Consider the following 14,030-nt stretch of genomic DNA (forward strand, 5'->3'; position numbering starts at 1 on the left):
GATTGCTCCGCCTTTCCAGATCTCACTATGCAGCGAAATCAACTATCCGGTATTAGCTACCGTTTCCGGTAGTTATCCCAGTCTTGAGGGCAGGTTGCCTACGTGTTACTCACCCGTCCGCCGCTAACTATCAGAGGAGCAAGCTCCTCATCAAGTCCGCTCGACTTGCATGTATTAGGCACGCCGCCAGCGTTCGTCCTGAGCCAGGATCAAACTCTCCATGAAAGTTGAGTTCCATTGCTCATTTCAAAACTGACGAGATTATAAAATCTCATTGTTGATCTCACCCGAAGGCAAGATCGGTTTAACTCACTCGTTGTTCAGTTTTCAAAGATCAATTCTGTTCATTCTTTATCGTCGCATCTCTCAGCGGCGACTTTTATAATATATCACAGTGACCAATGTTTCGTCAAGAACTTTTTTTATTTTGTTATTGACGACATATTCAGCGGTCAACTGTCGATTAAGCCTCTTAAAAGGGGCGAGTTATAATGTAACACATCTCCAAGTTAGTCGTCAACCATTTTATTAAACTATAAGCAGACAAGCCTTGTCCCTCGAAGCATAGAAGGACAAGGCTTGCTAGCCAGGGCTAGATGGCATAGTAGCGGATGTGATCCCAGCCAGGCCGCAGGGACTCCTTCCAGCCTGCTTCCTCGTGGATAATGGAACGATAAGAAAGCTTCCGGATCATAAGAGGCAGATCATCAAGCACCGGCTCCATCGCCGGATGCAGCATCAGCTCCTGAATCGTCCAGGGCAGCTTTCTGCTACGCAGAATTCGCACCAGCGGAGCTGAATAGTCGGCCATTCTAGACAACACTGAGAACTCGCAGGCCAGAAGCACCAGCTCAATCCGCTGTAAAAGCGTCTCTGAGCTTAAAGTGAGCTCTTCATACAATTTACGAACTGGGGTGTTTAAACCGGAAACCTGCTCCCATATTGCAAACTCCGGATGAATATCTCGATCAATCAGTTCTATACAAGCCCAGTAGCGGAGGCTTTCTGTAATGCTTTGGTAAGCATCCAGCATATTCTTATGCCTCAAATGAGTCTTGGTATCCACGTAATGACGCAAGAACCGGGCAAAGCCTATAAATTGCTTCTGTTCTTTCAAGGAGCCGCTAAAGCGCAGGAAATCTCGTCTTAACTGGCTAATCCGACCGTCCGTGTCTTTAATCAGGTCTCCATTCAGGAGGCATCTGATAATCATGCTGTCCTCCCCGTTCATTAGACCCTCCTGCAGCTCCTGCAGGCTGACGCTAATCAACTGAAAGCTCTTATCCAGTCCCTGGATATGCTGAACAGCAGGCTCATCCCATTCCACTTCATATACCACTAGTAGATTCAACTCAAAGTCATGGACAAGCGAACCGCAGAACGCTGAGTCCCGATTTCGGTATGCGACCGCTCCTAAGGCGTTCTCATTAACCGAGTACCTATAATATAAAGAAAAGTTGGCTAATTCCACGATTCCCTCCATACATTCCTTGGCTAAATCAGGCCAATTCAGTTATAATGTAATTCTACAAGCTGATGTGAGTTCCTTCTTTTTGTTATATTTCGTTTTCTATTCCTACTGTGACAGGAGCTATCCTATGATCTTCAAAAGTGCAAAAATAAACGCGTTCCGTACCTGGGGACTTCTGCTGACTATGATTGGCATGGGGCTCATGGTGTTAGGTACTGCGGGAATTGTTTTTTGGGGCCAGGCTGGGAAGATATTCGCCGGCATCGGCTTGGTGCTGGGATTAATCACGATGGTCGGCAGTATGGCCATTTACTTCTGGGCCGGCATGCTGTCCACCAGTGCGGTGCAGGTTCAGTGTCCCGAATGCGGCAAGCTTACCAAAATGCTGGGCAAAACGGACCGCTGCATGTTCTGCCATACGATTTTGACACAGGATCCCGGCATGGCCACAATTACAGCGGACGAGCTGGAAGCCCAGGAGAAATCTTCTACGCAGGGACGCAGCTCAACCTCATCCCAACCACGTTAACGTTATATAAAAAGACTGGCCGCTTATGACAGCGGCCAGTCTTTTTTTTTAATATTTTTATTTATGAATGCTTTTCAGAACCTCCCACGCCTCTGATGACCCCAGCATCCGGCTCCAGGAAGCGATGCCGCCCAGATTATATTGATGCGCCAGCTCTACCCGCGCCTTCAGGGAAATCTGGTCCTCGATCCAGATTTTGTTCAGAGACTGCTCTTCTTGGTACTGTACATAATTCTGACCTGTGAGCTCGTCGTAAACCGGCGTCAGCGCCTTCTCCTCCAAGAGGGATTGTACGGCTTCCATTCCCACCGCCTTCGAGGTCACTTTTCCGCCGCCTTCTACTCCTTCTTCAGTCCATATTCTTGTATATAACGGAATGCCCAGCACCAGCTTGGAAGCCGGTACCTCATCCTCTTCCAATATTCTCGTCACCGTTCTCTCCGCCCAGGGCAGCGAGGACACTGAGCCTGCCTCAGGACTGGCAGCCCAATGCTCGTCATACGACATGACCATCATATAGTCCACAGCATGCGCCAATTCCCTGCGATCCAGGAAAACAGACCACATTTCGCTGGAGGATTTCGGTGTTACATCGATCGATACGATCAAGCCAAGCTCTTTTGCACGGGGATAAAGCTCTCTCATGAACGCAATCAGATTCTGCTTGTCCTTGGTGTATACATTCTCAAAATCAATATTGATTCCATCCAGTCCGTGAGCCTGGCTTAGCCGGATCACTTCCGTAATCAGAGCCGCTCGGGTATCATACGTTGAAAGCACAGCGGTCGTAATATCCGGATTGAAGCTATTGGTCAGCACTCCCCATACTTCCTTATCCAGCTTGTGCGCCCACGTTACATAATCCGGGCTTACCTTGGATGTCACATCTCCCGTTTCGCTCGTAATCTCAAACCAGGTCGGACTGACTACGTTTACGCCGGGCAGCTGCCCCAGCTTGCCCGGATCTGGATTACGGGAATATACCGCTTCCCAGGCCAGGTTAACGGATCTATCTCTCCACTCCAGGTCTGCCCGGGAAGGCTCGTGAATTCTTTTGGGGTAGATCTTATTTCCCTTAGGTTTAACCTGATCTGATGGCACATAGCCGGTATATCCCTGGTCGGTTTGAACCTTCAGCCAGCCCTGCTCTTCCTGGCCCCAGATCCGCAGCCTCTCCCCCGGCGGCATGTCCTGCAAAATCGGCGACTTGATCGACGGGCTCTGCCGCAAGGCAGCAAAAGACTGTTTGCCCGCTGGCACCGCTTCTCCGAGCTCAAGATGGTCTCCCGCCCGGGAGAGCAGCACCGCTCTTGTCCCCGGATGCTCGTAGTATGCCGTGTAATACAGCTCCTTCAGAAGCTTCGCAGGGACGTACAGCTTGCCATCAATACGCTCAACGGCCTGCTTAAAGGAAGCTTCGTTTCCGTTACGCATCCCCTTCAACGTACCTGCAGACAATGACAACACTTCCGAGGACGTCGTAAACACTACCGTTTCCGAGCCTTCATCTTCGTAAATATATGGATCCACATATTCCTGTACTAGGGCCAAAGGCAGCATGAGACCGCTTCCCTGCCCTGAGGCGGAATAACCGGTCAATTCCCCCTGAACCAAAATCGGCTGCCTCAGTCCGCGCCAATCCGGCTCGGTATAGCTGCTATTCGGAAGCTTTTGAAGCATCCACCAGACACCTGCTGCCATCAGGATCAGAAGCATCAAGGTGAAGACTCCCGCCTTTTTCCTGCCGCCTCTGCGCCTTATACGTCTTGCCACTTACGCTCCGCCTTTCTATATGCAATCTTATATACAAAATAAAAAAACGTGAAGAATGGGTCATTCCTCACGTTGCAGATTCACGTTACAGATTAGTGTTGCATTTGCTGACAGCAGGTACACACACCATAAAGCTCCATACGGTGTCCCTTCACCTGAAAGCCGGTGTTCTTCTCCGCCTGGTGCTCTACGTCGGAAAGCGTAGGATAACTGAAATCTTCAATTTTGCCACAGCATTCACAAATCACATGGTAGTGATCTGACACATTGGCATCAAATCGACTGGAATTATCCCCGTAGGTGAGCTCCCGAACCATCCCAGCTTCTATAAACATCTTAAGATTATTGTATACCGTAGCTACACTCATGCTTGGAAATTTCGGTTCCAAGGCACGATAAATGTCATCGGCCGTAGGATGGCACATGGATTCTACCAGATAAGACAAAATCGCGTGGCGCTGCGGCGTGATGCGGACTCCCGTCGCTTTGAGCTGTTCCAATGCATGCTGCACGGACGTTCCCATATGGTCCACCGCCTTTAGTAGATAGTTTAACCTGTAAAACTGTGTAAAAGCTGCAGGTTAACATTATTTTCGGCTATGTTTTTTAATTTGTCAATGTCAATATGGCAAAGGCGTTAAGCTGCCTTCTCCTGATCTTCGCTCATATTCCGGATAGCTTCGGTATACATTGAGATCACTGTTGCCTTCGATTACAATTTGGTGCTCCCCGCTGCCAAGCTGCCCTGTGATGGTCTTCTGTTCGACTTGAAAGGGCGTTATTTCTGAAAAAATCCGTCCGTAGCTCGTTGTGCCCTTGATTTTGTAGTCCCCGGCCAAAGGCAGATGAAGATTCATCTCGCCCACCGCGCTGTATACATCCCAGTTCCCGCCGATCAGCCCTGAGCGAATATCGACCGCACCGTTCAAGGACTCCGCTTTGAGACTTTGCCGGACACCCGCTAAAGTAATGTTGCCGTTCTTCGTTCGAACATCAATATCCTTGCCCAGCCGGTTCGCCGTAATATTGCCCACTTGGGTACTGAGCACGACGCTGCCACTCACATCATAAGCCTGAACTGTGCCGCTGCTTGTCGTCATTTGTACATCTCCGGTCAGATACCGCACGTTCATATTTCCGTTCAGTGTGGAGCCTGTCACATCTCCGTATACCCGGCTGAGAGTAATGGGCCCGTTGCCGCTTTCCAGGGTGATTTTGCGATTCGCTTCGATATTGAGCAGGAAGATACCGCCGTTCATGGTGCGAACCTCCAGATCCAGGCGCCGGTTGACCGGAACCTGAATGTCGAGATTCAGGCGAGGCTGTCTTTTTCCGGATTCTCCATAGGCCTTGCCCTTGGCGCGAATAGAAATGATGCTTCTTCCTTCCACCTCTACCGCCGACTGCTCGGCAATCGCTTCAGCAAGCCCCGGCTCCTCTTGATCCACCCACACCTCGGTCTGCACAATAATATCGTCTGTACTGCCCCGGCGCACCACAATATCCCCGTTCAGATGATCGATACTCAGCCTGGCGGCTTCAATCGTCACGGGAATTTCCAGCTCCGGCTTCACAAAGCGATTGCCTGTTTCATCACTATAATCCACACCGGCCGCCGTTAAATTCAGACTAACCCGATTCCATAAATGCAGGAAATGATCCTGCTGGGATACGATAAAAAAGGAGGCCGCTGCCGCCAAAGACAACAGCACACCCCGGATATCCGGCCGGAAACGCCACCGGCTTCCTTCTCGCCGAAGCTTGAAGTAGGCAAAACGGGCCAAATATTCAATGCCTAGCAGCACAAACAATGCCGGCCACCAGGTTAGCAGCAAAAATACATGGTCCGTGTTGTACCACTCGTCGATAAGCAGCAGGCCGCCAGTGGCGATCAGGAGTAGCGCTGCAGTGTATCTTCCAATTTTTACAGTATGCCTCATCGATTCATTTCACCTTCTTTTCGCAAAAGCTGCTGGCCTTTACAGCCTCTTCTTATGCTTCAGCATTTCCCGAATGCCCATGATGAAGCCCGCCGCCACCAAGGTCAGGGCAGCTATTTCATTACCGTAATCACGGATCCCAGCCTGCAGCCAGGGCGGCCTCTGATGCAGCAGCATCAGTAATGCGCCTCCCGCAACCAGCATCAAACCGAAAGACAAGCCTCCGGCTCCGCGGAATATGTCAAGCTCAGGGCGTTTTGATTTCTGAGTATGCAGAGTGACCTGCTCCTCCGCACGCCGTTTTCGGGATGTTAGATAATCTGCAGTCTGCAGCACATCGTATACATTATAGAAATAACCCGCTGGAACCAGCAGCCCCAGCAGCATGAGCAGCGGAACATTTATTTGCATACCGATGGATGAAAAATAAAGCAGCGCGGAAATATCCAGCATGAGGAGCAGCACAAACAGCAGGCCTTTTCGATACAAGCCCAAATAAATGTGGCCTAATCCTGGAATGATCGCCGCCAAGAGCAGGGCTGGCAGCTTCCTTCTTCTTCGGCTCATAAAGCCAGGTCCGCCGGGAGACAAGCTCCGGGAGCGTCGTTGCTTATGGGTTGGCTGAAGCTGTTGCATCACCGTTCTCTCCTTCCACGAGAGGCTCATCATGATCCGATTGTGTCTTTCTTTGATAGTACCCTAAACGACAGACAGAGTAACTGTCAAAAAACTGGATACGTGTATGAGCACTCTATCCACCGTCTAGATTTACAATTGTTATCCGAAGCTTGTTCCCATCCCATGATAAAAACAGCCAACCCGCTTAAGGGATGGCTGTTTTCAATACTTATTCTGCCGTAACCATAGAAACTCCGCCTAAATCACGGATCTGCTGGGTCAGCTTCACCGGATCAAACCGGCGGTCTGTAAGCACATGCAGCGAAATTTCCACTCCCGGTATAGCCGGCTGCGTGTCGCTGAAGGGTACCGTATTCCGCTCGTTCACGATCAGCTTTTTGATTACAAAGCCCTCGCTGTTCAGCATCGCTGACAGTCCATCAAGCAGTCCGGGTGCATTACTGGCATGGACCGTCACCAGATGAAGCTTGCTGCCCCGTATGTATCGCTGCTCCAGCTTGTTAAACACGACGAGATTCACCAGAATGAGCAGGGTGGAGACGATAGCTGCAAAATAAAAGCCGGCTCCCACGGCCAGGCCGATCGCTCCAACGACCCAGATCGAGGCTGCTGTCGTCAAGCCGGTAATGGATTTCCCGGTAAACAGAATGGTCCCGGCCCCCAAAAAGCCAATCCCTGTAATGACAGCCGTAGCCAGACGGGCAGGGTCAATTCGAACATTTACCTCATCCACAAAATCCGCAAACCCGTATACAGAAAGAAGCATAATCAGGGATGAGCCCATACACACCAAGATGTGCGTACGCAGCCCGGCAGCATGATTTGACCGCTCTCGTTCCCAGCCAATCATTCCACCTAGTATGAGAGCCAGCACTAGTCTAAAAAAAATACTCACATTGTCAATTACCCATGGATTTTCGAGCTCCATGCCATTCCTCCTCGCGTATGTTTGTCATCTGTCAGCCTTCAAGCTTTGTCAGCCACGTTTTCCTCTGACCTGTGCAGATGAAATTCCGTCAGCTCCACGGCAGGTGCTACATCCAAGGTGCCCACCGGCTGAAAGCCTGACTTCTCATACAATCTGACAGCGGGAAAATTCTTGCTTCCGGTGAATACAATCAATAACGGGACCTCTTTATAGGTGCTTAGGACGTGCGTGACCAGGCGGGTGGCGATACCCTCGCGAAAATGATCCGGCGCGACCATCATACGACTAATCGTAAGCTTTTCCTGCTCCAGCTCTACAGCTACAGCACCGATCAAATCACCCTCCGGATCCCTGATGCCATAAAAAATCTCGCCGCAGGCGGCAATAGATGCATACGTATCTCTCAGCGGCGGCAGATCACTCAGTCCGATCGCCTGGGCCTCATAGGGATAGGCCGCATGCTGAAGAGACCAGATTTGCTGCACCGTATCCTCATCGCCTAGCTGTAATGCTTCAATCTCCATCCCTCATACCAGCCCTTCATTAGGCATGCACCTTAATATATAATCCGAAATGATACGAAACATAACAAGCAATCCGGCAAAGGTGTAAAAAAGAGACTGCCGACAGGCAGTCCCTTTGAAATTCATGCGGCGGTTATACGTTCAGCACATCCACCAGCAATTTGTTTACGAGCGCAGGGTTCGCCTTGCCCTTACTTTCCTTCATCACTTGTCCCACCAGGAAGCCGATGGCCTTCTGCTTGCCAGCCTTGTAATCCTCTACAGATTGCGGATGGCTTGCAACCACCTGCTCTACAATGGTCTTAATCGCGCCTTCATCACTAATCTGAACCAGACCCTGCTCCTCTACAATCTGCTGAGGAAGCTTGCCGCTCTCCAGCATGGTCTTGAACACAGTCTTGGCAATTTTGCTGCTAATCGTGCCCTTCTCAATCAATCCAATCATCTCACCCAGCGCTTGCCCGGTAATCGGAACCTGCGAAAGCTCCAGGCTATTAGCATTCAGATATCCCATCAGATCGCCCATAATCCAGTTCGATACTGATTTGGCATCCTGGGTATACTTCAGGCTGTCCTCAAACAAATCCGCCAATGCCTTGGAGGAGGTAATTACAGCTGCATCATAATTCGGCAGTCCATACTCCGCAGCGTAGCGGGCCTTGCGGGCATCCGGCAGCTCCGGAATGGTTGATCTTACAGCTTCCTTCCACTCTTCACTAATGTGTACGCGTACCAGATCCGGGTCCGGGAAATAGCGGTAATCATGGGCTTCCTCCTTACCGCGCATGGAAAGGGTCTTGCCCTGCGCCTCATCCCAGCGGCGTGTTTCCTGGACAATCTTGCCGCCCTCATCCAAAATTTCGGCCTGACGGTATTCCTCATACTCCAGACCGCGCTGCACACCGCGGAAGGAGTTCATGTTCTTCAGCTCAGCCTTTGTGCCGAGCTTCTCTTGACCGTAGGGACGCAGGCTGATATTCGCGTCACAGCGCAGCGAGCCCTCCTCCATCTTCACATCGGAAACCTCACAATACTGCATGATGGAGCGAAGCTTCTCCATGTATGCCTTGGCTTCCTCAGGTGAAGAAATTTCCGGCTCGGAAACGATCTCCACCAGTGGTGTGCCGACACGGTTAAAGTCGACGAGAGAAGCATAGCCGCCATCCACGTGAGTCAGCTTGCCGGCATCCTCCTCCAGATGAAGGCGGGTAATGCCAATCCGCTTGGTCTCTCCGTTCACTTCAATATCCACCCATCCATTCTCTCCGATCGGCTGGTCATACTGGGAAATCTGATACGCCTTTGGAGAATCGGGGTAGAAATAGTTCTTGCGGTCAAATTTGCTGATGTCACCGATGGTGCAATTCAGCGCCATGGCTGCCTTCATTGCATATTCGACAGCCTGTCGATTGAGCACCGGCAGAACGCCGGGATGTCCGAGACAAATCGGACAAGTGTGGGTATTCGGCGGAGCTCCAAATGCTGTGGAGCAGCCGCAGAAAATTTTGGACTTCGTATGAAGCTCGACGTGAACCTCAAGTCCGATTACCGTTTCATACTTGGATGTAGACATCTCTTTGTTCCCTCCTTCTGCCGGTGATTACAGTTCCGGACGCCGTTTATGATGGTCTGTATGTTGTTCAAAAGCGTGTGCTGTACGCAGCACCGTCTGTTCATCAAACGCCTTGCCGATAATCTGCATGCCCACCGGCATCCCGCCTGCAAAGCCGCATGGAACACTGATCGCCGGTACACCCGCCAGGCTGACCGGAATGGTCAGAATATCATTGAGGTACATCGTCAGCGGATCATCCACCTGGGCACCCAGCTTGAATGCCGTTGTCGGGGCTGTCGGTCCAATAATGACATCGTATTTCTCAAACACCTGGTCAAAATCCTGCTTGATCAAGGTCCGTACCTTCTGCGCCTTCAAATAGTACGCGTCATAGTAACCGGAGCTCAGGGCGTAGGTACCCAGCATAATCCGCCGTTTCACCTCATCGCCAAAGCCCTGGCTGCGGGATTCATGATACAAATCGAGCAAATTGCCGCTGTCGGCCCGCTGTCCGTAGCGGACGCCGTCAAAGCGTGCCAGGTTCGAGGAAGCTTCGGAGGAGGCCAGCAAATAATAGGTAGCCACGGCGTACTCTGTATGCGGCAGCGAAACCTCTTCCCATACGGCACCAAGACCTTCCAGCACCTTCAACGCATTCAGTACAGTTTCTTTGACCTCGGCGTCAACACCTTCGCCCAGATACTCTTTCGGTACGGCAATACGGAGGCCGGAAACATCACCGCTTAACGCGCTGATATAATCCGGGATGTCCACCTTGGCTGAGGTCGAATCCATCGGATCATAGCCGGCAATGGATTGCAGCACATATGCAGAATCCTCTACATTCTTGGTCAACGGCCCAATCTGATCCAGGGAAGAAGCAAAGGCTACCAGGCCGAAGCGTGATACCAGGCCATACGTCGGCTTCAAGCCCACGACGCCGCAATAGGAAGCCGGCTGGCGAATAGAGCCTCCAGTATCCGAACCTAGAGTGAAGAATGCCTCTCCTGCCGCAACCGCAGCAGCCGAGCCGCCACTGGAGCCCCCAGGAACTCGCTCCACATTCCACGGATTACGGACAGGATGGAAGCTGGAATTCTCGTTAGATCCACCCATGGCAAATTCGTCCATGTTCAGCTTTCCGATCGTGATGGCATCTGCAGCGTTAAGCTTCGATACAACCGTGGCATTGTATACCGGGTTAAAGTTCGACAGAAACTGGCTGGCACACGTTGTACGAAGCCCTTCGGTTACAATATTATCCTTCAGCCCTGCCGGCAGCCCGAACAGCAGCCCTCTGGCTTCGCCCGAAACCAGCTTGTCATCCAGTAATTTCGCCTGAGCGCGCGCTCCTGCTTCATCCAGCGTAAGGTAAGCCTGTACCTTCTCTTCCCGTTCCCCGATCTGGCGGAACACTTCGTCTACCAGATCGCTGACGGACAGCTCCTTCTCGTGAAGCTTGCTATGTATCTCGTGTAATCTATAATCTAACAAACTCAAGGTCATATCCTCCTCTGCGCTCTATTCCAATACGGCAGGCACTTTAAATTGTCCGTCTTCCTCATCCGGTGCATTCAGCAGCACCTTCTCGATCGGAAGCGACGGCCGGTTCTCATCTTCACGCATAACGTTACGCAGCGGCAGGACATGGGTGGTAGCCTCTACCTGATCCGTGTCCAGCTCTTTCAGCTTCTCGGCATATTGTAAAATGGCGTTCAATTGGCCGGTAAACAGCTCTTCCTCTTGTGGAGTCAGGTTAAGCCTCGCCAGCTTGGCCACATGCTGAACGTCCTTGGTCGTAATACTCATGATTTCACTCCTCTTTCTTCCCTTCTCGCGTTTAAAGGGATAAAGTCGCGGATAACTTTTCTCATTATATTGTAGAAGAAGATACAATTCAATGTTCAGAGCCATGCAAAAAAGAGCCGGCTCTTGGCCGACTCTTCTAAATCCATGCCCGAAGATTCACTTGCTTGATGAAATCAGCCTGAGACATCGTCTCCTTGACCTCTTCCTCTACCTCGGTCTGATCCTGCTCACCGTTCATCACCTGATGAAACAGCTTCTCATTATATGTCGACAGGGCAAAATCGATGAGCGCTTCCCGCTCCACCCGCTCGGCTTCCTGTTTCAACACGACAGCCTCCAGCTCAATATCATCCGCCGGAACAAAAAAATTACGGTTGAGAGAAGGAATCCGAATGACGTAATCAAACGCGTTGTCCGGATTTCGGTCGTACGCAATAATATAGGCGTACTGGCCAACGGGAAGATTCTGCTCAAAGGCGTCTGCGACCACTGTGACTTTTTCCCCTAAACGCAGCATCGTCTACCTCCTGAGATGTCTTTCCTTGCTTATCTTAGTAGTCTACTAAAAATTCATAGCGTTGTCTATGAGAATCCCAAGTAAAAAACATCTGGAAATCTGCGAGGCTCTGCCGGGAATAAGTCCCGGTTCCGCTGCGGCTATGGCCCGTTCTACATCATGAATAATTACGTCCCTCTACCGCGGCGGAGAATGAGAAAATAGTAAACAACCAGTGGGGTCGGCACGTTCAAAATGCCCCAAACGCCCCAGAACCAGGCCATTCTCCCGAGCCCCCGTCTTCTGGCATCCAGAAATAGCGCGGTTCCCTGCGTCAGGAGGAGCAAGGCGATGACCAGGATGGCCCATGGAGGAATGGATTGGATCTCGCGCCACTCACTCATAGGAGCTTCCTTTCCGGCCGGTATAACGACCGGCGAGGAAGGCGGCCCCGACAAGCAGCCCCAGGCCTTGGATCAAGAGCAGCAGCACCGCACTTGCCCATGCCGCCACAAGCACCATGCTGATCACTAGAACAGCCAGCAATATGAAGCTTAACAATTCACGCCGCTCTCTTTGGCCCCTTCTCTCTATAGAAGCAAGCGCCATGGCTTCCAGCTCCGCAAGCGGCGGCACCCCGGTGCGGTCCGCTGCGCGGTCCAAACGCTCCAGCTCCTGATTCCATGCCTTGATCCACTGCTCGTGCTCTTCACCAAGCCGCTCAGACATGTCTCTTCAGCTCCTTTCGCAGTGACTGGATTCCATACGAGGCTCTGGATTTCACCGTGCCAGCCGGAATCCCCAGCATTTCCCCGATCTCATCATAGGAATAGCCATAGTAATGCTTAAGCAAAATGGCAATCCGGTGGTCGTCTGACAGCGTCGATAAGGATTCCAGCATTTCATTCCATGCATCGCCCCCGCTCTCCAGCTGCCATTTCAGCTTGCGGAGGCCCTGCTCCTTCTCTTTCAGAAACCAGGCACGCTCCCGCTTCCTCCGCCTCATCTTGTCCAAATAGATACGCGTTCCAATCGTGATCATCCAGGAGGAAAAAGAAGAGGTTCCATTATAACGGTGCAGGTGCTCCATGCAGCGAAGGACGGTATCCTGCGCAATATCCTCTGCCAGTGTGGAATTCATGGAAATCTTCAGCAGATATTTATGCAGAAAAGAGTAATGCTGCTGAAACAGCTCCGCCATCGCTGCTGGATCCCCCTGCCGGGCCCGTTCAATCACCTCAGCGTCTTGCCTCTTCATCTAGGCATCCTCACCTGCTTCATGTGTCATTTCCTTCTTAATACGATTCTGTCCTGCTAAACGTTCAAGATCCGGGCTTCCCATGGGAGTTCCATTATTTGTCGATACGGCGCAGTTCCAGCCTCACTCTCCAGGGCTGGGGAATACAGCTGTGCCTTAGCAGCTGCAGCCAGGCTGCGGAGCTCTCTCTTCTTGTCTCCTCACAGGAAGTCTTCCCTGCTGCTGCACTCTCATGCCTCTGATCCAGGCTGCCTTCAACCAGCGGCAAAAAATCGGTTTTCATATCCACAGCTCCCTATTCACAGCGTCACATTACAGCGAAAAAAGGCGTATAAAATAAAAGAACGCAAACCGGGAATGACTCCACAGTCTGCGTGCTTCGCGAAAGTTATTATGCAATTGACGTAATTGTAGCAATTTCGCAAAGGCTTGTCCAGCATTAAATGCTCGGATGCTGTCGTTTTTTGAACTAAGCCGCTTCATCTGACATACGGGTTTCGCTCTTTTTCGTAGCCGATGCTGGTTCGAGGACCATGTCCAGGGTACACAATCGTGTCGTCGGGAAATGTGAACAGGGTGTGCTGAATGGAGTTCAGCAGATCGCGCTCCCGTCCGCCCGGCAGATCTGTGCGTCCAACGCCCAGCTTGAACAGCACATCTCCGGAGAAGAGATGCTGCCCGCACAGGAAGCTGACACTGCCCGGCGAGTGTCCCGGCGTATGATGCACGGTGAAGGTGTGCCCGATGAGCGATAGACGCTGGCCCTCATCCAGCCCGTATTCTGCGGGCTCCGTGCTAAGCGGACCTGTGACCTGCGGCCATCTCAGGGACCCGTTGAGCTTGGGCGATTCCAGCCACTCCTGCTCCAGATCATGAAGATATACCGGACAGCCCTTCAGCTTGCGGAGCTCATCGACGCCGCCCATATGGTCAAAGTGAGCATGCGTCAGCAAGATCGCTTCAACCTCAATGTCCTGGATGACTTTCAGCAGCGGTCCCGGATTCATTCCCGGGTCAATAATCACAGCCTGGCGTGGATTCTCACCCGTTAGCATATAAGCATTCGTCTGCAGAGGGCCCAGATTAAAAGAAGTAATATTCAGCATTC

17 protein-coding genes and 1 rRNA gene are annotated in these 14,030 nt (G+C 51.5%); 1 reads left to right on the forward strand and 17 read right to left on the reverse strand.

Translation table 11 applies throughout. From position 1 onward, the window contains the following. Both ACH6EH_RS12730 and ACH6EH_RS12735 read right to left on the reverse strand, forming a co-directional pair. Positions 1–225 (reverse strand): 16S ribosomal RNA (locus ACH6EH_RS12730); the annotation flags it as partial. A gap of 367 nt (positions 226–592) precedes the next feature. Next, complete coding sequence (locus ACH6EH_RS12735) at positions 593–1,483, reverse strand: nucleotidyltransferase-like protein (protein ID WP_397332581.1); 891 nt, start codon at positions 1,481–1,483, stop codon at positions 593–595. A gap of 115 nt (positions 1,484–1,598) precedes the next feature. Here ACH6EH_RS12735 and ACH6EH_RS12740 point away from each other — a divergent pair, with 115 nt between their 5' ends. After that, positions 1,599–2,000, forward strand: coding sequence for a YgzB family protein (locus ACH6EH_RS12740; protein ID WP_397332582.1), 402 nt, complete (start codon positions 1,599–1,601; stop codon positions 1,998–2,000). 57 nt (positions 2,001–2,057) lie between these two features. Here ACH6EH_RS12740 and ACH6EH_RS12745 read toward each other — a convergent pair whose 3' ends face one another. From ACH6EH_RS12745 to ACH6EH_RS12815, 15 genes are all read right to left on the reverse strand, one after another. After that, positions 2,058–3,773: a glycosyl hydrolase family 18 protein gene (locus ACH6EH_RS12745; protein WP_397332583.1), complete on the reverse strand. Its 1,716-nt coding sequence runs from the start codon at positions 3,771–3,773 to the stop codon at positions 2,058–2,060. Positions 3,774–3,865: 92 nt separating this feature from the next. Then, complete coding sequence (gene perR, locus ACH6EH_RS12750; RefSeq protein ID WP_138226965.1) at positions 3,866–4,297, reverse strand: peroxide-responsive transcriptional repressor PerR; 432 nt, start codon at positions 4,295–4,297, stop codon at positions 3,866–3,868. Between the two features lie 96 nt (positions 4,298–4,393). Then, positions 4,394–5,713 carry a DUF4097 family beta strand repeat-containing protein gene (locus tag ACH6EH_RS12755; RefSeq protein WP_397332584.1) on the reverse strand — a complete coding sequence of 440 codons (1,320 nt, stop codon included), beginning with the start codon at positions 5,711–5,713 and terminating at the stop codon, positions 4,394–4,396. A gap of 39 nt (positions 5,714–5,752) precedes the next feature. Then, positions 5,753–6,349: a hypothetical protein gene (locus ACH6EH_RS12760; protein ID WP_138226967.1), complete on the reverse strand. Its 597-nt coding sequence runs from the start codon at positions 6,347–6,349 to the stop codon at positions 5,753–5,755. Positions 6,350–6,560: 211 nt separating this feature from the next. Further along, positions 6,561–7,280 carry an MgtC/SapB family protein gene (locus ACH6EH_RS12765; protein WP_397332585.1) on the reverse strand — a complete coding sequence of 240 codons (720 nt, stop codon included), beginning with the start codon at positions 7,278–7,280 and terminating at the stop codon, positions 6,561–6,563. A 38-nt stretch (positions 7,281–7,318) separates the two neighbouring features. Continuing rightward, positions 7,319–7,804: a GNAT family N-acetyltransferase gene (locus ACH6EH_RS12770; RefSeq protein ID WP_397332586.1), complete on the reverse strand. Its 486-nt coding sequence runs from the start codon at positions 7,802–7,804 to the stop codon at positions 7,319–7,321. 133 nt (positions 7,805–7,937) lie between these two features. Beyond that, complete coding sequence (gatB, locus tag ACH6EH_RS12775; protein WP_397332587.1) at positions 7,938–9,377, reverse strand: Asp-tRNA(Asn)/Glu-tRNA(Gln) amidotransferase subunit GatB; 1,440 nt, start codon at positions 9,375–9,377, stop codon at positions 7,938–7,940. 27 nt (positions 9,378–9,404) lie between these two features. After that, positions 9,405–10,859 (reverse strand): Asp-tRNA(Asn)/Glu-tRNA(Gln) amidotransferase subunit GatA, encoded by a 1,455-nt coding sequence (gene gatA, locus ACH6EH_RS12780; protein ID WP_397332588.1) that lies wholly within the window; start codon positions 10,857–10,859, stop codon positions 9,405–9,407. 21 nt (positions 10,860–10,880) lie between these two features. Further along, on the reverse strand, positions 10,881–11,168 hold the full coding sequence (gene gatC, locus ACH6EH_RS12785; protein ID WP_138226972.1) for an Asp-tRNA(Asn)/Glu-tRNA(Gln) amidotransferase subunit GatC: 288 nt from the start codon (positions 11,166–11,168) through the stop codon (positions 10,881–10,883). 136 nt (positions 11,169–11,304) lie between these two features. Continuing rightward, the gene (locus ACH6EH_RS12790; protein WP_397332589.1) at positions 11,305–11,685 is read right to left on the reverse strand and encodes an ATPase; all 381 of its coding nucleotides are present in this window, start codon (positions 11,683–11,685) and stop codon (positions 11,305–11,307) included. A gap of 167 nt (positions 11,686–11,852) precedes the next feature. Further along, positions 11,853–12,068 (reverse strand): hypothetical protein, encoded by a 216-nt coding sequence (locus tag ACH6EH_RS12795; RefSeq protein WP_208204318.1) that lies wholly within the window; start codon positions 12,066–12,068, stop codon positions 11,853–11,855. Next, the gene (locus tag ACH6EH_RS12800) at positions 12,061–12,393 is read right to left on the reverse strand and encodes a DUF5345 family protein (RefSeq protein WP_397332590.1); all 333 of its coding nucleotides are present in this window, start codon (positions 12,391–12,393) and stop codon (positions 12,061–12,063) included. The genes ACH6EH_RS12795 and ACH6EH_RS12800 overlap by 8 nt, the downstream gene beginning before the upstream one ends. Next, positions 12,386–12,922 (reverse strand): RNA polymerase sigma factor SigY, encoded by a 537-nt coding sequence (gene sigY, locus ACH6EH_RS12805; RefSeq protein WP_397332591.1) that lies wholly within the window; start codon positions 12,920–12,922, stop codon positions 12,386–12,388. Before sigY ends, ACH6EH_RS12800 begins: the two co-directional genes overlap by 8 nt. 94 nt (positions 12,923–13,016) lie before the next feature. After that, complete coding sequence (locus ACH6EH_RS12810; RefSeq protein ID WP_397332592.1) at positions 13,017–13,205, reverse strand: hypothetical protein; 189 nt, start codon at positions 13,203–13,205, stop codon at positions 13,017–13,019. 196 nt (positions 13,206–13,401) lie between these two features. Further along, positions 13,402–14,028, reverse strand: a complete 627-nt coding sequence (locus ACH6EH_RS12815; protein ID WP_243896149.1) for an MBL fold metallo-hydrolase — start codon at positions 14,026–14,028, stop codon at positions 13,402–13,404. Between the last annotated feature and the right edge of the window lie 2 nt (positions 14,029–14,030).

The sequence above is a fragment of the Paenibacillus sp. JSM ZJ436 genome, assembly GCF_044383795.1.
GTDB lineage: Bacteria > Bacillota > Bacilli > Paenibacillales > Paenibacillaceae > Paenibacillus_AQ > Paenibacillus_AQ algicola.